Origin of the sequence: Arthrobacter sp. UNCCL28 (genome assembly GCF_900102805.1) — a bacterium.
Lineage (GTDB): Bacteria > Actinomycetota > Actinomycetes > Actinomycetales > Micrococcaceae > Arthrobacter > Arthrobacter nicotinovorans_A.
Window position 1 is genome coordinate 62,385 of record NZ_FMWE01000005.1, and the last position, 21,626, is coordinate 84,010.

General features: G+C 63.2%; 12 protein-coding genes. 10 read left to right on the forward strand and 2 right to left on the reverse strand.

The genetic code is table 11. The annotated features are described in order from the left end of the window. Positions 1-95: 95 nt before the first annotated feature. From BLQ01_RS14695 to BLQ01_RS14715, 5 genes are all read left to right on the forward strand, one after another. Positions 96-1,619 carry a four-carbon acid sugar kinase family protein gene (locus BLQ01_RS14695; protein ID WP_091552565.1) on the forward strand — a complete coding sequence of 508 codons (1,524 nt, stop codon included), beginning with the start codon at positions 96-98 and terminating at the stop codon, positions 1,617-1,619. A gap of 35 nt (positions 1,620-1,654) precedes the next feature. Beyond that, on the forward strand, positions 1,655-2,557 hold the full coding sequence (locus BLQ01_RS14700; RefSeq protein ID WP_091552566.1) for an NAD(P)-dependent oxidoreductase: 903 nt from the start codon (positions 1,655-1,657) through the stop codon (positions 2,555-2,557). Between the two features lie 102 nt (positions 2,558-2,659). Further along, complete coding sequence (locus BLQ01_RS14705; protein ID WP_026541739.1) at positions 2,660-4,126, forward strand: GntP family transporter; 1,467 nt, start codon at positions 2,660-2,662, stop codon at positions 4,124-4,126. After that, positions 4,126-5,001 (forward strand): class II fructose-bisphosphate aldolase, encoded by an 876-nt coding sequence (locus BLQ01_RS14710; RefSeq protein WP_091552568.1) that lies wholly within the window; start codon positions 4,126-4,128, stop codon positions 4,999-5,001. The genes BLQ01_RS14705 and BLQ01_RS14710 overlap by 1 nt, the downstream gene beginning before the upstream one ends. Before the next feature lie 50 nt (positions 5,002-5,051). Further along, positions 5,052-5,444, forward strand: coding sequence for a DUF1304 domain-containing protein (locus tag BLQ01_RS14715; RefSeq protein WP_026541741.1), 393 nt, complete (start codon positions 5,052-5,054; stop codon positions 5,442-5,444). 89 nt (positions 5,445-5,533) lie between these two features. Here BLQ01_RS14715 and BLQ01_RS14720 read toward each other — a convergent pair whose 3' ends face one another. Beyond that, on the reverse strand, positions 5,534-5,953 hold the full coding sequence (locus BLQ01_RS14720; RefSeq protein ID WP_091552570.1) for a VOC family protein: 420 nt from the start codon (positions 5,951-5,953) through the stop codon (positions 5,534-5,536). 158 nt (positions 5,954-6,111) lie between these two features. Between BLQ01_RS14720 and BLQ01_RS14725 the strand changes: the two genes are divergently transcribed. Together BLQ01_RS14725 and BLQ01_RS14730 are read left to right on the forward strand one after the other, a co-directional pair. Continuing rightward, positions 6,112-7,476 carry an acyltransferase family protein gene (locus BLQ01_RS14725; protein ID WP_254779468.1) on the forward strand — a complete coding sequence of 455 codons (1,365 nt, stop codon included), beginning with the start codon at positions 6,112-6,114 and terminating at the stop codon, positions 7,474-7,476. Next, a complete protein-coding gene (locus tag BLQ01_RS14730) occupies positions 7,473-7,829 on the forward strand; it encodes a GNAT family N-acetyltransferase (RefSeq protein WP_026541744.1) in 357 nt (118 codons plus the stop codon). The genes BLQ01_RS14725 and BLQ01_RS14730 overlap by 4 nt, the downstream gene beginning before the upstream one ends. 3 nt (positions 7,830-7,832) lie before the next feature. On the opposite strand, the gene BLQ01_RS14735 is transcribed toward BLQ01_RS14730, so the two are convergent. Further along, complete coding sequence (locus tag BLQ01_RS14735) at positions 7,833-8,414, reverse strand: DUF11 domain-containing protein (protein ID WP_091552571.1); 582 nt, start codon at positions 8,412-8,414, stop codon at positions 7,833-7,835. A gap of 144 nt (positions 8,415-8,558) precedes the next feature. On the opposite strand from BLQ01_RS14735, the gene BLQ01_RS14740 reads away from it, so the two are divergent. From BLQ01_RS14740 to BLQ01_RS14780, 3 genes are all read left to right on the forward strand, one after another. Continuing rightward, positions 8,559-10,244, forward strand: a complete 1,686-nt coding sequence (locus tag BLQ01_RS14740; RefSeq protein WP_091552573.1) for a sigma-70 family RNA polymerase sigma factor — start codon at positions 8,559-8,561, stop codon at positions 10,242-10,244. Positions 10,245-10,507: 263 nt separating this feature from the next. After that, positions 10,508-21,070 carry a DUF7507 domain-containing protein gene (locus BLQ01_RS22670; RefSeq protein WP_254779469.1) on the forward strand — a complete coding sequence of 3,521 codons (10,563 nt, stop codon included), beginning with the start codon at positions 10,508-10,510 and terminating at the stop codon, positions 21,068-21,070. Between the two features lie 91 nt (positions 21,071-21,161). Then, positions 21,162-21,590, forward strand: a complete 429-nt coding sequence (locus tag BLQ01_RS14780) for a hypothetical protein (RefSeq protein ID WP_026541746.1) — start codon at positions 21,162-21,164, stop codon at positions 21,588-21,590. Positions 21,591-21,626 lie beyond the last annotated feature (36 nt).

The window sequence follows — 21,626 nt, forward strand, 5'->3', positions numbered from 1 at the left end:
GTGAAGAGCCGTGTGTCACACTAATTCAAATGTTAGATGTCTGACATCTTACATTCACAAAACCGCTACAGAGATTTCCCACGATGGAGTGCACAGTGACCCTTGAAGCCGACGTTTTGGCCGCTTTCCCGGCGGAAGTCCAGATTCCCGCCCAGTTGGTTGCCGACGCCGTTGCGGCGTCGTCTGCGGCCGCACCCAAGATCCTGGTGGTCCTCGACGACGACCCCACGGGCACGCAGTCCGTTGCGGATCTCGCTGTGCTCACCCGCTGGGAAGTTGCAGACTTCATCTGGGCCTTCACCCACATCCACGAAAACAAGACCAAGCCTGCTGTCTACGTCCTCACCAATACCCGCAGCCTGGACCCGGCCGAAGCCGCCGCCCGGAATGAGGAGATTGTGCGCAACGCCCTCGCCGCAGCGGCCGGCAATGGGGTTGGTCCTCGGCTGCGCCTGGGTTTCGTCAGCCGCAGCGACTCCACCCTCCGTGGCCACTACCCCCTGGAGCCGGACGTCATCGCCGCCACCGTGGCGGCCGAAACCGGTGAAGCTACTGACGGCGTGGTGATCGTTCCAGCATTTCCCGACGCCGGCCGCGTCACCATCGGCGGCGTCCACTACATGCGCGGGACGGGCGACAATGCAGGCACCCTCACCCCTGTTGCCGAGACGGAATTCGCCAAGGACGCGAGCTTCGGCTTCGCCAACTCAGAGATGGCCAAGTATGTGGAGGAGAAGTCCGGCGGCCGCTTCCCCGCCGGCGACGTGATCGTCCTGGACCTGAACATCATCCGGGCCGGAGCTTCCGCCCAGGATCCCACCATCTCCGCAAAGGCCATCGCCGATGCCCTGGAGCCCGCCACCAACTCCACCCCGATCGTGGCCGACATCGTTACCGAGAACGACTTCCGCGCCCTCGCCCTGGGTCTCGAAGAAGCCGAACGCCGCGGCAAGAAGCTCCTGTACCGTGTGGGCCCGCCCTTCGTGAGGGGCCGGATCGGACAGGAAATCCGCAGCGCGCTGACCTCGGAGGAAGCCTACGCAGGCAACACTCCCTCCACAGCCGGCGGCCTGATCGTGGTGGGCTCCCATGTGGGTGTCACCACCCGCCAGCTCAACTCACTGACCGCAGAGCACAGCTCGGCCCGGATCATTGAGATCGACGTCGAGAAACTGATCGCCGGAACCGAAACCGCGGGCGAAGCAGACGCCGACGCCTACATCGAAACCGTCGTCTCCGACGTCGTCGACGCCCTCCACAAAGGCGACGTGATCGTCCACACCAGCCGCCTGCTCATCAAGACCGACGATCCCGCAGCGAGCCTGAAGATCGCCCGCACCGTCTCGGCCGCCGTCGTCGCCGTGGTGAACCGGACGCTGAAGACCTTCCCGCCGCGGTTCGTCATCGCCAAGGGCGGCATCACGTCATCGGACGTGGCCGCGCACGGCCTGGAAATCCGCCACGCCATTGTCCGCGGCCCCATGCTGCCAGGCATCGTCTCGCTCTGGGAGCCGGTGGACGGCCCCGCCAAGGGCATCCCGTACATCGTCTTTGCAGGCAACGTGGGCGATGACCAATCCCTCACCGACGTCACCCGCAAGCTCAGCGCCACTTTCTAGAACCCCAGCCGCAGAAAAATTCAATGGAGAACACCATGACCAGCAGCAACTACACCGTCACCGTCCTGGGCCTGGGCGCCATGGGCCTGCCCATGGCAACCCGCCTCGCCTCCGAGCTCACCGTTCACGGCTTCGACATCGCCGAGCCCAGGCTGGAACTCGCAGCAGCAGCCGGCATCAAGACCTTCGCCTCAGCCCGTGAGGCATCCGATGGCGCCGACGCCCTGCTCCTGGCCGTCCGCAACGGCGAACAACTCAACGACGTCCTCTTCGGTGAGAACGGCGTCGCTTCGGTGTTGAAGCCGGGCGCTGTAGTGATCCTTGGCAGCACCGTGGGCACCGACGCCATCCCCGCCACAGTGGAGAAGCTTGCAGAATACGGGGTGGCCCTGGTGGATGCGCCGCTTTCCGGTGGTCCGAAGCGCGCCGGAGAAGGCGACCTGCTGATCGTTGTCGGCGCCGAACCGGAGGCACTTGAAAAGGCCCGTCCGGCCCTGGAGCTGCTGGCGTCCACACTGAGCATCGTTGGAGACAAGCCCGGCGACGGCCAGGCACTGAAGACCGTCAACCAGCTCCTCTGCGGCGTCCACATTGCCGCCGCAGCCGAGGCCATGGCCCTCGCCGATGCCCTGGGCCTGGACCAGGCCAAGACCCTGGCCGCCCTCGAAGCCGGAGCTGCCGGTTCCTTCATGCTTTCCAACCGCGGCCCGCGCATCCTGGAGGCCTACTCCGAAAACGGCGCCGAGGTCCTGAGCCGCCTCGACATCTTCGTCAAGGACATGGGCATCGTAGGCAAGGCAACCCGCGCCGCGGGCCTCGCCGCCCCCGTTGCCGCCGCAGCAGAACAGCTTTATCTCCTCGGCCAGGCCCAGGGCCTCGCCGCCGCCGACGACTCCGCCGTCATCAAGGTTGTTGCGCCCGCAAAGCGCACCGCTTAAGCACCCCACCCAGAACGCGCGACGACGGCGATCCCCCCTTCGCCGTCGCCGCCACCTCCCGCCGGTCTTCTTTAGACTGGTTTGTCAAAGGAGACACCCCCAATGAATCCCCTCGTTAACTCCTTGATGGTCCGGGCGGCCGATGCCCCACCCATCAAACCCGCAGTGGAGCTGGGAACACCCCTTCTCCTGACCATCGCCGCAGCCGGTATTGCCCTGCTGCTGGTGCTGATCATCCGCTTCAAAATCCAGGCTTTCGTTGCCCTGCTGGCCGTCAGCATTCTGGTAGGCGTCGCAGCCCAGATTCCGCTGAAGGACATCTTCACCGTGGTGACCACCGGCGTTGGCAGCACCATGGGCAAAGTCGCATTGCTGATCGCCCTTGGCGCCATCCTCGGCCGGATGATCGAAGTATCAGGAGGGGTGCAATCACTGGCCACCCACTTCACCCAGAAGCTCGGCGCCAAGCGCGTCGCTGTCGCACTGACCGCCGTCGGCTTCCTTGTGGCGATCCCCGTGTTCTTCGAAGTGGGCGTGATCGTCCTGGTCCCGATCGTCTACGCTTTCGCCAAGATCGCCAATGTGCACCCCATCAAATTCGGCCTGCCCATGGCCGGCATCATGCTGTCCATCCACGTAGCTGTCCCGCCGCACCCGGGCATCGTGGCAGGGGCAGGCGTCTTCGGCGCGGACATCGGGCTCATCACCATGATCTCGCTCATCATCTGCATCCCCCTGGGCTTCCTGTCCTACTGGGTTGCCAGCATCATGAACCGCAAGGACTACGAGCTTCTGCCCGGCGTCAAAAAGCAGGTTGAAGAGTTCGGCTCCGAGTCCCTGGTCCACGTTGGCCACGAAGGTCCCGGCGCCCGTGCAATCGCCCCTCCACGTCCCGGCCTGATCATGTTCCTGATCGCCGCACCGATCGCCCAGATCCTCCTCGGAACCGTCGGCACGCTGACCATCCCCAAGGAGAACTACTGGTATGGCGTGGCCGCGTTCATCGGCAACCCCTTCTTCGCGCTCCTGGTAGCCGTGGCACTCTCCTTCTTCCTGCTCGCCGTCCGCCGCAACTGGTCCCTCAAGGAAACCGGCGAGATCTTCGAAGGCGCATTGCCTCCCATCGCTTCGATCCTGATGGTTGTTGCTGCCGGTGGCGTGTTCGGTGAAGTCCTCCGCACCTCGGGCATCGGCGCAGCACTGTCCCACACCCTGGACAGCCTCGGCCTGCCGGTGATCGTCCTTGGCTTCATCATCTCCCTGGCATTGCGCGCCGCGCAGGGTTCGGCCACCGTGGCAATCGTGACCACAACCGGCCTGCTCACCTCCGCGGTAATGGAGGGCGGTTACACTCCTGCCCAGATCGCCGTCATTGTGATCGCTATCGGCTTCGGTGCGCTGGGCCTGTCCCATGTGACGGACGCAGGCTTCTGGACCGTGATCCGCTACTACGGCCTCACTGTCTCCGACGGCCTCAAGACCTGGACCGTCCTCACCACCATCCTGGGCCTCGCCGGCTTCGTACTGACATACGTTGCCTGGATCCTGGTGGGAGGCCTGGGCCACTGATGCGTGCCAAACTCGACCACCTGGTTGGCTCGGCGCTGACGTCAGGTTCCGCTGTTCCCGCCTTCACCTGCTACGACTTCACCACCGCCCTGGCTGTAGTTTCGGCCGCGGAGGAAGCCCGCTTGGGAGTGATCCTGCTGGTTGCGCCCAAAACAGCATCCACCGCCAACGGCTTGAGGCTCATCGCCGCCCTTCGCGGCCTGGCCGACGACGCCACGGTCCCGGTCTCCGTCCAGCTGGATCATGCCTCGGACCTTGAGGTCATTCTCGAATCCGTGGCTGCCGGTGCCGACGCCGTGCTGGCCGATGGTTCGTCCTTGCCCTACGAGGACAACATCGCCCTGGTCCGCCAAGTCCGTGCCGCGCTGGACGCGGCCGGTGCTGCCGACGTCGTGATTGAAGCGGAACTCGGCGGCCTCGCGGGCGATGAGGACAAGGCTTTCAGCGCCGCTGATTCAGCGCTCGACGCCGGTGCTTCCGTTGCCGGACTCACTGACCCCGCACAGGTGGCGGACTTCGTGGAGCGGACGGGTGCCCAACTCCTGGCTGTGGCTGTGGGCAACGTGCATGGAAAGTACACGGGCGAGCCCAACATCCGCTGGGATGTCCTGCAGGACGTCGCCGCGCAGACCGCAGTCCCGCTGGTGCTGCACGGTGCCTCGGGAATCCCGTCCGATGAGCTCTCAAAGGCACCTTCCATGAACGTTGGCAAAGTGAACTTCAACACTGAACTCCGCACCGGGATTCTTGCCACGCTCGAATCCGAAACCGCAGCCCACCGGGCCGATGGCGAGAACCTGCAAGGCCTGCTGGGCCGGTGGAACGTCTCAGCAGCAACGTTTGCGGGGGCCACGCTGGAGCTGCTCAGCACCTGACGGCAGCGCGGCGCCCGGGCCCGCCATCACAGGGAGGCTAGGATCAAAACATGATCCTAGCCTCCCTGATTTTTGCTGCGATAGCTGCCCTGCTCCACGTCTACATCTTCACCATGGAGTCCATCACCTGGACCAAGCCGAAAACGTGGAAGACGTTCAGCATCACGTCCCAAGCCGATGCTGAAACCACCAAGCCGCTCGCTTACAACCAGGGCTTCTACAACCTGTTCCTGGCCATTGGCGCCCTGATCGGCATCATCGCCGTGGCAATGGGTGCACCCCAGGTGGGCTGGACCTTGGTCTTCAGCAGTTGCGGCTCCATGCTCCTGGCGGCACTGGTCCTTGCAGCGAGTGGCAAAAAGTACCTCCGCGCCGCGACCCTCCAGGGAACCACGCCTTTGCTGGCCGTCGTGCTGGGTGTGCTGGCACTGGCTATCAGCTAGGAACCCGGCCGCCGGCAGGACTTTGGCCGTCAGCCAGGAACCCGGCCGCCGGCAGGACTTTGGCCGCCAGCCAGTAGCCCTCCTCGCGGCTACGACTCCGGCGGACCATCCTGCGCTGCGGCAGCGTCCATCCAGAGAACTTCCCAATGGTGACCGTCCAGGTCGCGGAACGCCCGGCTGTACATGAAGCCGAGATCCTGGGCGTCGTACGTTTCGGATCCGCCGGCCTCCAGCGCTTTGGTGGCCAAGGCATCCACGTCTTCGCGGCTGTCGGCAGAAAGGGCAACAATTGCCGCCGTCGAGTTCTTAGTGTCTGCGATGGGCTGTTTGGTGAACTGGCTGAATTTCTCGTGGGTCAGGAGCATGGCGTAGATGGTGTCGCTGAAGACCACGCAGGCGGCAGTTTCATCGCTGAAGTTTGGGTTGATGGTGTAACCCAGTGCTGTGTAGAAGGCTTTGGATGCCTCGAGGTCGCTGACGGGCAGGTTCACGAAAATCGACGTAGTCATGCCTCTGATCCTGCCGGTGATTTGCCCCCTCGTCCAGACCTTTGTTTCCCGTTGTGGATACCCGTCGAAACCCCGTAACCCCGTGCCTGCTGGCTCCGCCCTTCCACCGGGCGGACAATGGAGACAGCACGCAGAGGCGTGGGTTCCAAGGGAGAGCCATGGAGCGGGAATCGCAAGCGCAGCCCCGCGCGGACCGGGACATGGTTGCGCAGAGGGATCCGGCGATCGACCTTGTCCGCTTCACCTGCCTGCTCCTTGTGGTGGCAGCCCATTGCATGATGGTCAGCCCTGTCCTGCAGAGGGACGGGACGGTGACCACGGGGAATGTGCTCATGGAGCAAAGCTGGTTTACTCCCGTGGCCTGGGCCCTCATGATTGTTCCGCTGTTCTTTGTGCTGGGTGGCGTGACGGGACTTCAGTCATGGCGACGCCTGAAAGCCCGCGGTGGTACCGGATTCGATTTCGCCCAACTCCGTCTCCTGCGGCTGGTCCGCCCCGCCATGGCGCTGCTGGCTGTCATGTGGGGGAGCTTGTGGTTGGCGCTCCTGCTGGGTGTCCACCCCCAGGTCATCCAGCTCATGACCGCCGGCGCTGCCATGCCGCTATGGTTCCTGGCCGCCTACCTCACAGCGCAGCTCAGTGTTCCGCTGCTGGCCCGCCTGCATGAACGCGCACCGTTGCTGACGTTCGCAGCGTTGGTGGCGCTCATCATCACCGTCGACTCCCTCCGTGGCGCCCTTCCCGTGCTGGCTTTTGCCAACATGGTCTTCGTGTGGTGCGCGGTCCAGCAGTTGGGATTCCTGATGGCCGACGGATTCTTCGAACACCGCAGCCGCACGTGGCTGGTGGGGGTCATTGTCTCCAGCAACTTGTTGCTGGGACTCGTGACCGGGGTGGGCGTGTACCCGGGAAACATGGTGGTCAATATCAACCCACCCAACCTTTGCATGCTGCTGTTGGGCATCTCGCAGGCCGCCACGCTCTACATGCTCCGGCCCGGCATCACCTGGCTTGCGGGAGTCGGGTGGGTCCGTACCGTTATTGCGGTGGCGGGCCGCAGGTCCATGACGGTCTACCTCTGGCATCTTCCGCTGCTGGTGGGCATGTCAGGGCTGCTGTTGCTCACCGACCTGCCCAAGCCCCTGGCCGGAACGGGGGAGTGGTGGTGGGCCCGGATCCCTGTATTCCTGGCTGTGGTCGCGGTGCTCGTGCCGGTGGTGTGGCTTTTTGGCCGCCTGGAGAACCGTCCGACGGCGGCAAGCCACGCGCGGGGGCCCTCGCGTACCGCTGTGGTGACGGCCGCCGTCGTCGTCTTGTTCCCGGTCGCAGACGCAGCCTTCAACGGACTGACGCTTGCATTGTTGGGTGGGGGAGCGGCGTGCTTTGCCCTTTCGGTCCTGCTGCTGGGCAGGGTCCCGACGCCGGTCATCCGGCTACCGTCGGCTGCGGACTTGGCGGGGCGGCGCGTTGGAGCGGTGTCCACGTTGCCAGAGCCAGGTTTTAGTGCCAATCTCGAACCATGACCGAGTACACGGATTCACTGGCAGAATCGTTCCGTCCTGGCGTCACTACGGTGCGCAACGACAAATTCCACCGCTATGAGCTGCACGTAGATGGCGAGTTGGCTGTGATTTCCCAGTTCCTTGATCGGCCCGGTCACATCGATTTCATCCACACCGAAACCAAGCCCGGGTTCAACGGCCAGGGCCTGGCAAAAGTCCTCGCACACTTTGCCCTGGACGATGTTGTGGCCTCCGGCAAGCGCATCATTCCGCACTGCCCGTACATCGCTGCATACCTGAAAAAGCACGAAGGCTACGAACAGGACGTTGATTGGCCCGCCGAGAAGCCGGTGGGCCAGCCGGACAACGAATAGGCCCTACGCAGGCACCGACTGCTCAACGTTCTTCCGCCGTTTTCGCATCTGCCCTGCCCTTTCACCCGGGAAGGGCCAGTCCTTTCGTGTGCCGCTGAGGGAGACGATTGCGTCGTTCTCGTCGAAGACCACCTGGCCGCGGCAGGTGGCATGGACCTGCATTGCGCTGACCAGGCTGCCCCCGTGGATATGGTCTGCGTCGGTCACCAGGTAAGAGAAGGTCCTCATCACGGATTGGCCCGGAGCCAGGAGCGGGATGAGAAGGTCGCGCTCAACCGGCTCAGAGCTGTAGCGCAACACCTCCATGCCTTCGTTGGTGAAGGACCGGGGGACCAATGTGACGTCGCGGAGGTGGCTGGCGGAGTTGTTGGTGATCCACGCCGTGAAGATGACGGTATCTCCCGGAATGGCTACGGGCCGGTCCGCTCCGTAGACCAAAGTGGCACGTCCGGCGTTCTTCCGGCGCGCCAGTGGAGCTGAGCGGTGGGGCGGCAATCCGCGGACAATAGCGCCAGGTTGCTGTGCTCCGTCCTTATGGACAGCACGCATCAGTTTCAGGAAGGGGCGGGGGCGGCGGATGTCCATGGTTCCTCGATTCGCACCAGGGTTTGGCAGGGTCACGTTTATTAGTGCAGCCAAGGCGTGAAACGTGATGCGAAAGTGGGAGTTCTCTACAGGCTGGCGACGGTCGATTCAAGTCACACGGTTTGTGATGTCACACTATTGTTTATGGATCAAGTAGTTGCGGTCAGCGCCGATGCGGCGTCACCATTTTCGGCGACGGCTTCCGGCAGCGATCCGCAGCTCATCGCTTTAGTCCGCGAAGGTGATACGAACGCCTTCGACGTCCTCTACCAGCGGCACATGAAAGTGGCGCAATTCGTGGCCCGCTCGCAAACGGATAACCCCAGCGACGCCGATGACGTGGTTGCCGAGTCATTCGCCACCATCTTTCAGTTGCTGACCGAAGGCAAAGGGCCAAAGGAGTTCTTCCGGTCCTATCTCCTCACCGTGGTGCGGCGCACCGCCCACGATCGAAACCGCAAAGCCCGCCGGCTGCCCATGGCGGAAGAAGACGCCATCCTCGACGCCCCGGTGATCGACAACGACCAAGTAGTCAGCGATCTCGAGTCGAGCATGATGGCCAAGGCGTTCAAATCCCTCCCGGAGCGCTGGCAAGCTGTCCTGTGGCACCTGGACATTGAAGGGCTGAAACCTGCAGCGGCTGCTCCTTTCGTTGGCCTGACACCGAACGGTGTTTCAGCCTTGGCGCTGAGGGCAAGGGAAGGCCTTCGCCAGGCCTACCTTCAACAGCACATCAGCCGGACCGTTGATGAAGCCTGTGACGAATACGCCAGCCAGTTGGGAAAGTACGCGCGGAATGCGTTGAAGCGTACGTCCAAGGAAAAGGTCAGCGTGCACCTGGAGAGCTGCGCCAAATGCACGGCGTTGTTGATCGAACTCAATGACATCCAGGGCGGTATGCGCTCCATCCTGTTCCCGTTGCTGACGGGAATCACCTTTACCCCGGCGGGAGCGGCGGCGATAGGACTCGGCGGTACCGCCATGGGTGCAGCCACCGGAAGCACAGCAAGCACAGGCATCCCCGGAAACGCTGGAAACGCTGGAAACACCGCCATCCCGGGGAACAGCGGTACGCATGGCATCCGGGGCCTCAGCAATGCATGGAAGTTGGCTGCTGCGCTGGTGGTGGGCGTCATGGCCTTGGCCGGAAGCTTGATGTGGTTCCTTCAGCCAAGCCCGTCTTCCCAGTCCACGGCGGCGTCGGAGGGCATCTTCAACCTCCCGCCGGCCCAGGAAACGTCTATGCCAACGGCAACCCCGAGCCCCGCGGAGTCTTTGCCCGCCTCCCCGGAGGTTCCCGCTGTTGTGGCTCCGCTGGAAACCCCCTCCACGGACAGTCCGGCAGCAACGGTGCCGCAGCCGCCCGCCGTCGTGGTTCCACCTGCTGTGGCGCCGCGGAAGGCTGTTGTGGTGGACTCCGGTACCGTGACTTCCACCCCCGTGCCTCCCGGCGCGCCGGGGGCACCCGCCACCCAAACGGTTAACGCAACGTTCGCGGCCTCGCAGGGGGCAAACCCTACGGAACGGGAACTTGGAGTGCAGTTCTCGCTCCAGGGGCAGGGCACACCGACCACCGGCCAAGTGGACTTCGCCTTGCCGGACCAGGCAACATTCCTGGCTGGAAAAACTGTTGCAGCCGCAGGGTGGACCTGCGCCGCGGTCTCGTCGGGAGACCGCAACATCCGCTGCAGCACCGCGTCCCTGGCCGGCGATGACCTTACGTTCGTTCTGGGAGTAGCCATGCCCGCTTCCGCCACGACAGGAACGCTGGACTACCGGTTCTCCGGGCAGGGCGTTGTGGCCAAGAACTTCACCAACACCTTCAGCTAGGCAAGCCTCAGCCGTAAGTTACCCAAACGCAGGGCCGCTCCAGGGCGGCCCTGCGTTGTGTGCTGCCGTCGACCCTTATGACCCGTCGGGGCCCCTTTTCTCAAAGTCCTTCCACAGGGTCTTTTCAACTTTTTTGGATTCCCTACGTTTTTTGCGTCACGAAGACTCGTCTCCGTCCACTGGAGTACTGGCGAGTAGCCTAGCTCGATGCCGATTCGCTTCTGTGAGTCGGCCTCTTGCGTGACAAAGAAAAGCGAGAGACCGTGAAACACACACGTCCACAGAAGCTGTTGGCGGCAGTAGTCGCCACAGCCATCATGTCGCTGGGGGTGGGCGGCGCGTTAGCGCCACCGGCCCTGGCGACAGTCCCGGGGTCGCCGGGAATTGCCCAACCAGGAACGCCTGTCTACACCGAGGATTTCTCCAACGAGAACGCCTCCAGCGGTGCCATAAGCATCCTCAACTACACCGGCGGCGCTGACGCTGCCAACGAAACGTACTTTGCCGATACTCCGTACACTCCGGCCGGCGGACAGTGCGATGGCTGGATCCTGAACTCTTCCACGCCGTTGCCAACCACTGATGCAGGGTGTACCAACAACCAGCCGGACGGTTGGAACCAGATACGGCAAATGGCTGCCGCGCTGGGCTTGGCCCAGGGCCAGACAGCTGCGCAATCCTCCACCAACCAAGTCCTGTCCGAGTACACCAACAGCCCCACGGGCCGCATCACCCCGGGTGTGCAGTTCCGGACTGAAGGCAACACGATTCCGGCGATTGAGGGCCACTACTACGCAGTCTCGGCCTACTTCGCGCAGGTCAACTGTCACTCGACCCATGCCAAGGAGACCTTCAGCCTCCTGATTAACGGCACGCGGCAGGTCCTCAGCACCGGCTTGGATCCTTGTGGAACCAACACCACCAACGGTGCCATTACGGAAATCACCAAGCTCCAGTCGGCTGCCTTCCAGATTCCCATGGGCACGTCTCCTTCCCTCGGTCTCGAACTGAGGAATGAAGCCACCAGTGGCTCGGGCAACGACGTAGCCTTTGACCTTCCGCAGATCGTGGACGTCACCCCCCAGGTAGACAAGTCCTTCACCCCGTCCCTTATTGGGCCGCGCGGAATCTCCAAGGTCACTCTGACAGTGACCAACACGGATGACCTGATGGCCAAGAACGACTGGTTCATCACCGACTCCCTCCCTGCCGGCGTAGTTATTGCCGGTACCCCCAACATTGGCGGCACCTGTGTGCAGGCAGCGGGAACCAATCCTCTGGTAACCACCGCTGTTGACGGCAGCAATTCCTTCTCGGTAACCGGCGGCGACCTCGCCCTGGGAATGACGTCCTGCACCATCACGGTGGATGTCACGGCAGCTGCCGAGGGCACTTACGTCAACGGCCCCGCCAACATCGCCACCAACCTGAACCCGCCGGCAGACGCCACCTTGGTAGTGAAGGCTCCGCGCCTTGAACTGACCAAGGCGCTGGATGCCACCCGCCTGATGGATTCGGATCAGTTCACCACTGAGATCCGCACCGGATCGGCCACGGGTCCTGTTGTGAGCAACACTGCCAACGCCACCACCACCGGTGCGGGTTCCACTGTTACCGCAGGTACGGGAACCACTGGCGAATACGTCGCCGACGCAGGTGCAACCTACTACCTGACGGAGTCGGGAACCAACCTCTCCGGTTACAGCAAGGTCATCACCTGTGTTGATGCCAACGGCCTCCAGACCGGACTGCCCAATGGTGCGGTAGTGGATTCTGCTTATTCCTTGGTTCCGGTTGCCGGCGCCGATATCAGCTGTGTTCTCACCAACACGGCCGTCCCGGCCCCGGAGTTGGAATTCACCAAGTCCGCTGACGCTTCAGACATCCAGGATCCCTCTGTTGTGGGTGACCAGATCACCTACACGTTCACGTCCAAAAACACCGGCAACGTGCCGCTGACGGGTGTCACCATCAACGACCCCCTGGCCGGTTTGTCTGCACTGACCTACACCTGGCCGGGAACTCCGGGCACTTTGCTGCCCGGTGAAACCGTGACGGCGATGGCTACCTACGCCATCACCCAGGCGGACATCGATGCAGGACATGTGGCCAACCTTGCCACCACCACGGGCAATCCTCCTACAGGTCCTCCTGTTACCCCGCCGCCTGCAGGTACTGATACCCCGCTGACTCCGGCTCCGGCCATGGAGTTCACCAAGTCTGCTGATGCTTCGGATATCCAGGATCCATCTGTTGTTGGTGACCAGATCACCTACACGTTCACGTCCAAGAACACGGGCAACGTATCCCTGACCAACGTGTCCATCAATGACCCGTTGGCTGGCCTGTCTGCCTTGACGTACACCTGGCCCGGTGCGGCAGGAACCCTCCTGCCCGGCCAGACGGTCACGGCTACGGCAACCTATGCCATCACTCAGGCTGACATCAACGCCGGTCACGTCGCCAACACCGCGACTACCACCGGTACTCCGCCCACCGGTCCCGCGGTAACGCCGCCTCCGGCTGGCACGGATACCCCGCTGACTCCGGCTCCGGCCATGGAGTTCAGCAAGTCCGCGGACGCCTCGGGCATCCAGGACCCGTCGGTTGTTGGTGACCAGATCACCTACACGTTCACCTCGAAGAACACCGGCAACGTTCCGCTGACCAACGTGTCCATCACGGATCCGCTGGCTGGCCTCTCGGCATTGACGTACACCTGGCCCGGCGCAGCAGGAACCCTCCTGCCCGGTGAGACAGTGACGGCTACGGCAACGTACGCCATCACCCAGGCTGACATCACGGCCGGTCACGTCGCGAACTCGGCAACCACTACGGGCACCCCGCCTGTTGGTCCTCCTGTCACGCCTCCTCCGGGAACCACTGACACCCCGTTGACGTCCACTCCGGCCATGCAGTTCAGCAAGTCCGCTGATGCGTCTGCCATCCAGGACCCGTCCGTTGTTGGCGATCAGATCACCTACACGTTCACGTCCAAGAACACGGGCAACGTCCCGCTGACCAACGTGTCCATCAGCGATCCCCTGGTTGGCCTCTCGGCACTGACGTACACCTGGCCGGGCACTCCCGGGGAACTGCTCCCGGGCCAGACCGTGACGGCGACGGCAACGTACGCCATCACCCAGGCTGACATTGATGCCGGACATGTTGCCAACGCGGCCACCACCACGGGTACTCCGCCGGTTGGTCCTCCTGTCACGCCTCCTCCGGGAACAACGGATACTCCGTTGACCTCGGCTCCGGCCATGGAGTTCACCAAGTCGGCAGATGCTTCGGATATCCAGAATCCGTCTGTTGTGGGCGATCAGATCACCTACACGTTCACGTCCAAGAACACGGGCAACGTCAAGCTCACTGGTGTGGTCATTGATGACCCGCTGGCAGGACTGTCGGCACTGACCTACACCTGGCCGGGTACCCCGGGCGAGTTGCTTCCGGGTCAGTCGGTGACGGCTACGGCGACGTACGCCATCACGCAGGCTGATATCGACGCCGGCCATGTCGCCAACGTCGCGACCACCACGGGCACTCCGCCCACTGGTCCGGCTGTGACGCCGCCTCCGGCTGGTACGGACACTCCGTTGACGGCCGGTCCTGCCATGGAGCTGACCAAGTCTGCTGATGCTTCGGCTATCCAGGATCCGTCCGTTGTAGGGGATCAGATCACCTACACGTTCACCTCGAAGAACACGGGCAACGTCAAGCTCACTGGCGTGGTCATCAACGACCCTCTCGCGGGTTTGTCTGCATTGACGTACACCTGGCCGGGAACTCCGGGCGAGTTGCTTCCGGGTCAGTCGGTGACGGCTACGGCAACGTACGCCATCACTCAGGCTGATATCGACGCCGGCCATGTCGCCAACGTCGCGACCACCACGGGCACTCCGCCCACTGGTCCGGCTGTGACGCCGCCTCCGGCTGGTACGGACACCCCGTTGACTCCTGGCCCCGCCTTGGAGTTCAGCAAGTCTGCTGATGCTTCGGCTATCCAGGATCCGTCCGTTGTAGGGGATCAGATCACCTACACGTTCACCTCGAAGAACACGGGCAACGTGAAGCTCACCAACGTATCCATCACGGATCCGCTGGCTGGTCTTTCGGCTCTGACGTACACCTGGCCGGGAACCCCGGGCGAGTTGCTTCCGGGCCAGACCGTCACGGCCACGGCAACGTACAGCATCACGCAGGCTGATATCGACGCCGGTCACGTCGCCAATGCGGCGACCACCACCGGAACTCCTCCGGTTGGTCCTCCTGTAACGCCTCCTCCGGGAACGACGGATACTCCGTTGACCCCGGCTCCGGCCATGGAGTTCAGCAAGTCCGCTGATGCTTCGGCTGTCAAGGATCCGTCTGTTGTGGGTGACCAGATCACCTACACGTTCACCTCGAAGAACACCGGCAACGTGAAGCTCACCAACGTATCCATCACGGATCCGCTGGCTGGTCTTTCGGCACTGACGTACACCTGGCCGGGAACCCCGGGCGAGTTGCTTCCGGGCCAGACCGTCACAGCTACGGCAACGTACAGCATCACGCAGGCTGATATCGACGCCGGTCACGTCGCCAATGCGGCGACCACCACCGGAACTCCTCCGGTTGGTCCTCCTGTAACGCCTCCTCCGGGAACGACGGATACCCCGTTGACCCCGGCTCCGGCCATGGAGTTCACCAAGACGGCTGACGCTTCGGATATCCAGGATCCGTCTGTTGTGGGTGACCAGATCACCTACACGTTCACGTCCAAAAACACCGGCAATGTGAAGCTCACTGGTGTGGTCATCAACGACCCGCTGCCGGGCCTCTCGGCACTGGAATACACCTGGCCGGGTACCCCCGGCGAGTTGCTTCCGGGCCAGACAGTGACCGCTACGGCAACGTATGCGATCACCCAGGCCGACATCAATGCGGGCCATGTCGCGAACACTGCAACCACCGTGGGCACTCCGCCCACCGGTCCCGCAGTGACGCCTCCTCCGGCCGGTACTGATACCCCGCTGACTCCGGCTCCGGCCATGGAATTCAGCAAATCCGCTGACGCTTCCGGTGTTCAGGACCCTTCAGTTGTGGGCGATCGCATCGTCTACACCTTCACGGCGAAGAACAGCGGCAACGTGACCCTGACCAACGTTTCCATCACGGATCCGCTGGCTGGTCTCTCGGCTCTGACGTACACGTGGCCCGGCGTGGCAGGAACCCTCCTGCCTGGCCAGACCGTGACGGCTACGGCAACGTACGCCATCACGCAGGCTGATATCGACGCCGGCCATGTCGCCAACAGCGCCACCACCACGGGTACTCCGCCGGTTGGTCCTCCTGTCACGCCGCCTCCGGGAACTACGGATACTCCGTTGACCCCGGGCCCGGCCATGGAGTTCACCAAGTCCTCGGACGCCTCCGCTATCCAGAACCCGGCAGTTGTTGGTGACCTGATCACTTACTCCTTCACGGCGAAGAACAGCGGCAACGTGACCCTGACCAACGTGTCCATTACGGATCCGCTGGCTGGTCTCTCGGCTCTGACCTACACGTGGCCCGGTGCAGCGGGAACCCTCCTGCCTGGCCAGACCGTGACGGCTACGGCAACGTACGCCATCACCCAGGCTGATATCGACGCCGGCCATGTCGCCAATGCGGCCACCACCACCGGCACTCCGCCGGTTGGTCCCCCTGTAACGCCTCCTCCGGGAACAACGGATACCCCGTTGACTCCGGCTCCGGCGATGCAATTCACCAAGTCGGCCGACGCCTCCGCTATCCAGAACCCGTCCGTTGCAGGTGACCTGATCACCTACACGTTCACGGCGAAGAACAGCGGAAACGTGAAGCTGACGGGTGTTGTCATCAATGACCCGCTGGCTGGTCTGTCAGCCCTGACGTACACCTGGCCGGGCACTCCGGGCGAGTTGCTTCCGGGCCAATCGGTGACGGCTACGGCAACGTACGCCATTACACAGGCTGATATCGACGCCGGTCATGTCGCCAACAGCGCCACGACTACGGGCACTCCTCCCACCGGTCCGCCGGTAACGCCTCCTCCGGGAACCACGGATACCCCGTTGACCCCGGCTCCGGCAATGGAGTTCAGCAAGTCCGCAGATGCCTCGGCAGTCAAGGATCCTTCACAGGTTGGTGACGTCATTACGTACACCTTCTCCGCGAAGAACACTGGCAACGTCAAGCTCACCAACGTATCCATCGCGGATCCGCTGGCTGGCCTCTCCGCGCTGGCTTACACCTGGCCGGGTACCCCCGGTGAGTTGCTGCCCGGGCAGACCGTGACGGCTACGGCAACGTACGCCATCACGCAGGCTGATATCGACGCCGGTCATGTCGCGAACGTTGCGACCACCACGGGCACCCCGCCTGTTGGTCCGCCTGTGACGCCTCCTCCGGGAACGACGGATACTCCGTTGACTCCTGGTCCGGCGATGCAGTTCAGCAAGTCTGCTGATGCTTCGGCAATCCAGGCTCCGTCTGTTGTAGGCGATCAAATCACCTACACGTTCACGGCCAAGAACACCGGCAACGTGAAGCTCACCAACGTATCCATCACGGATCCGCTGGCTGGCCTCTCGGCGCTGGCCTACACCTGGCCGGGTACTCCGGGCGAGCTGCAAGCAGGTCAGACAGTGACCGCTACGGCAACGTATGCGATTACCCAGGCTGATATCGACGCCGGTCATGTCGCCAACAGCGCCACGACTACGGGCACTCCTCCTACCGGTCCGCCGGTAACGCCTCCTCCGGGAACTACGGATACTCCGTTGACCCCGGCTCCGGCGATGGAGTTCAGCAAGTCTGCCGACGCTTCGGCTGTCCAGGATCCTTCGAAGGTTGGCGACGTTATTACGTACACCTTCACCTCGAAGAACACTGGCAACGTGAAGCTCACCGGTGTGGTCATCAATGACCCGCTGGCCGGCTTGTCTGCCCTTGAATACACCTGGCCGGGTACCCCCGGCGAGTTGCTTCCGGGCCAGACCGTGACGGCTACGGCAACGTACGCCGTCACGCAGGCTGATATCGACGCCGGCCATGTTGCCAATGCGGCGACGACTACGGGTACTCCTCCTACCGGTCCGCCGGTAACGCCTCCTCCGGGAACGACGGATACTCCGTTGACTCCGGCTCCGGCGATGGAGTTCAGCAAGTCTGCTGATGCTTCGGCTGTCCAGGATCCTTCAAAGGTTGGTGACGTTATTACGTACACCTTCTCCGCGAAGAACACGGGCAACGTGAAGCTGACCAACGTTTCCATCACGGATCCGCTGGCTGGCCTCTCGGCTCTGGCATACACCTGGCCGGGTACCCCCGGAGAGCTGCAAGCCGGTCAAACGGTAACCGCTACGGCAACGTATGCCATTACCCAGGCTGACATCAATGCAGGTCACGTAGCCAACTCGGCGACAACCACCGGCACCCCGCCTGTTGGTCCTCCTGTCACGCCTCCTCCGGGAACGACGGACACCCCGTTGACCCCGGCACCGGCCATGGAGTTCACCAAGACGGCTGACGCTTCCGGTGTTCAGGACCCCTCGGTTGTGGGCGATCGCATCGTCTACACCTTTACGGCCAAGAACACGGGCAACGTCACGCTGACCAACGTGTCCATCACGGATCCGCTGGCTGGCCTGTCGGCACTGGCTTACACCTGGCCGGGTACTCCGGGCGAGTTGCTGCCGGGCCAGACGGTGACGGCTTCGGCGTCGTATGGCATCACGCAGGCTGATATTGATGCCGGCCATGTTGCCAACAGCGCCACCACCACGGGTACCCCTCCTGTTGGTCCTCCTGTCACGCCTCCTCCGGGAACCACGGATACTCCGTTGACCCCGGCGCCTGCGATGGAGTTCACCAAGAGCTCGGATGCCTCGGCCATTCAGAAACCTGCAGTTGTTGGTGACCAGATCACTTACACCTTCACGGCCAAGAACTCCGGCAATGTCACACTCAAGAACGTCACCATTGACGATCCTTTGGCTGGTCTTTCGGCACTGGCTTACACCTGGCCGGGTACTCCGGGCGAGTTGCAGCCGGGCCAGACGGTGACCGCTACGGCAACGTACGCGATCACCCAGGCTGACATCAACGCCGGCCATGTGGTGAACGCGGCAACAACTACGGGCACTCCGCCTGTTGGTCCGCCGGTAACGCCTCCTCCGGGAACAACGGACACCCCGTTGACCCCGGCTCCGGCGATGCAGTTCACCAAGACCGCTGACGCCTCCGCTGTTCAGGACCCGTCCGTTGCAGGTGACAAGATCACTTACACGTTCACGGCAAAGAACACCGGCAACGTCAACCTCACCAACGTGTCCATCACGGACCCGCTGGCCGGTTTGTCCGCCCTTGAGTACGTTTGGCCGGGCACTCCGGGCGAGCTGCTCCCGGGCCAGACGGTGACGGCTACGGCAACGTACGCCATCACACAGGCTGATATCGACGCCGGACATGTTGCCAACGCGGCGACCACCACCGGCACTCCTCCCACCGGCCCGCCGGTGACGCCTCCTCCGGGAACCACGGATACTCCGTTGACCCCGAAGCCTGCGATGGAGTTCAGCAAGTCTGCGGATGATTCGGCAGTCCAGGATCCTTCCAAGGTGGGCGACGTCATCACGTATGCCTTCTCCGCGAAGAACACTGGCAACGTCACGCTGAAGAACGTCACGATCACCGATCCTTTGGCTGGTCTTTCGGCACTGACGTACACCTGGCCCGGTACCCCGGGTGAGTTGCTGCCCGGGCAGACCGTGACGGCTACGGCAACGTACGCCATCACGCAGGCTGATATCGACGCCGGTCATGTCGCCAACAGCGCCACGACTACGGGCACTCCTCCTACCGGTCCGCCGGTAACGCCTCCTCCGGGAACCACGGATACTCCGTTGACCCCGGCTCCGGCGATGGAGTTCACCAAGTCGGCTGACGCCTCGGCTGTCCAGGATCCTTCAAAGGCCGGTGACGTGATCACGTACACCTTCTCCGCGAAGAACACGGGCAACGTGACACTGACCAACGTTTCCATCACGGATCCGCTGGCTGGCCTCTCGGCACTGACGTACACCTGGCCTGGAGCTGCAGGAACGCTCCTGCCCGGTGAGACGGTAACGGCCTCGGCAACGTACGCCATCACCCAGGCTGATATCGACGCCGGTCATGTCGCCAACAGCGCCACGACCACTGGCACTCCTCCCACCGGTCCGCCGGTAACGCCTCCTCCGGGAACAACGGATACTCCGTTGACCCCGGCTCCGGCAATGGAGTTCACCAAGTCGGCTGACGCCTCGGCTGTTCACGATCCGTCCGTTGCAGGTGACCTGATCACCTACACGTTCACGGCGAAGAACACCGGCAACGTGACGCTGAAGAACGTCTCCATCAGCGATCCACTGGCTGGCCTGTCGGCACTGGCTTACAACTGGCCGGGTACCCCCGGCGAGTTGCTTCCGGGCCAGACCGTGACGGCTACGGCAACATACGCCATCACAGTGGCTGATATCGACGCCGGTCACGTCGCCAACTCGGCGACCACCACGGGTACTCCGCCGGTTGGTCCTCCTGTAACGCCTCCTCCGGGAACAACGGACACCCCGTTGACCCCGGCGCCGGCAATGGAGTTCACCAAGTCCGCGGACGTCTCCGCTGTTCAGAACCCCACCGTTGCGGGTGACAAGATCACCTACAACTTCACGGCCAAGAACACGGGCAACGTGACCCTGACCAACGTTTCCATCACGGATCCGCTGGCTGGCCTCTCGGCATTGACCTACACCTGGCCCGGCGTCGCAGGAACACTGCTGCCCGGTGAGACAGTGAAGGCTACGGCAACGTACGCCATCACCCAGGCTGACATTGATGCCGGCCACGTGGCGAACTCCGCAACCACTACGGGCACACCGCCTGTTGGTCCTCCGGTGACGCCTCCTCCGGGAGAGACGGATACTCCGTTGACCCCGGCTCCGGCCATGGAGTTCAGCAAGACAGCTGTGGCTCCGGCAACGGATGGTCCGTCCAAGGTGGGTGAAGTGATCACCTACAACTTCACGGCCAAGAACACGGGCAATGTGAAGCTCACCAATGTGTCCATCACGGATCCGCTGGCTGGTCTCTCGGCCCTGACGTACACCTGGCCGGGTACCCCGGGCGAGTTGCTTCCGGGCCAGACGGTGACGGCTACGGCAACGTACGCCATCACCCAGGCCGACATCAATGCCGGTCACGTGGCCAACTCGGCCACCACCACCGGAACTCCTCCCACCGGTCCGCCGGTAACGCCTCCGCCGGGTGAAACGGATACCCCGTTGACCCCGAGCGCGGGCTTGGAGTTCACCAAGACGGCCGATGCCTCGGCTGTTGGAGACCCCACCCAGGTGGGTGACGTGATCACGTACACGTTTACCGCCAGGAACACCGGAAACGTCCCGCTGACGGACGTCTCCATCAACGATCCGATGCCGGGCCTTTCGGCCCTGGCTTACACCTGGCCCGGCGTTGCAGGAACCCTGCTGCCCGGTGAGACCGTGACCGCTACGGCAACGTACGCGATCACCCAGGCGGATATCAACGCCGGTGAGGTTGCCAACACGGCAACCGCAACGGGTACGCCTCCGACGGGACCCCCGGTCACCACACCACCTGCAAGTGCTGTTGTGACCTTCCCGCCGGTGGTTCCGAGCCAGCCTTCGGGTCCGTTGGCCAACACGGGAGCTGTCCTCACCGTGTTGCCCATCAGCCTGCTGGTAGTTGGCGCGGGGCTGTTCCTGTTCCTCGTTGGGCGCCGCAAGCGTTCCGAGGCATAGGACAAAAAGTGCGCGGCAATCGGGGCCCCAACCCTGGTTGCCGCGCATTTTCAACCAACGTACAACCCAGAAAGAACCAGGTAGCCACACCATGAAGAAGACTGTTGCGTGCATTGCGGGGGTGCTTGTTTCGGCAGCCGCACTCGCCGGTTGTTCGTCGTCCCCGAGCAACGAGGCGGGGACGTCGCCGTCGTCAACTACAACCCAGGCCGCCACCACCGGTGAGGCAAAACCTGCCAACCCCGGTACCGGCATCATCGAGGCCACCAAGATGACCTCCTGCGATACTGCGCAGGGAAAAGTGACGGCGAAGGGGACCGTGACTCCTCCTGAGGGAACCAAGGGCACGGTCAAGATCACCGTCAGCTGGGTGGACCCGAAAACCTCGGCAGTCCTCGCCCGCGGGGAGCAAACCTTCAAGGACGCTGCAGCGGGCAAGGCCCTTGACTGGGTCGCCAACGCAGAGGTAACCAAACCCGCCACGGAGATCAAGTGCGTCCTGGGGGCCACGGTCCTCTAGGCAAGCAGTTCCAGCAAGCATCATTCCTCAGCGGCC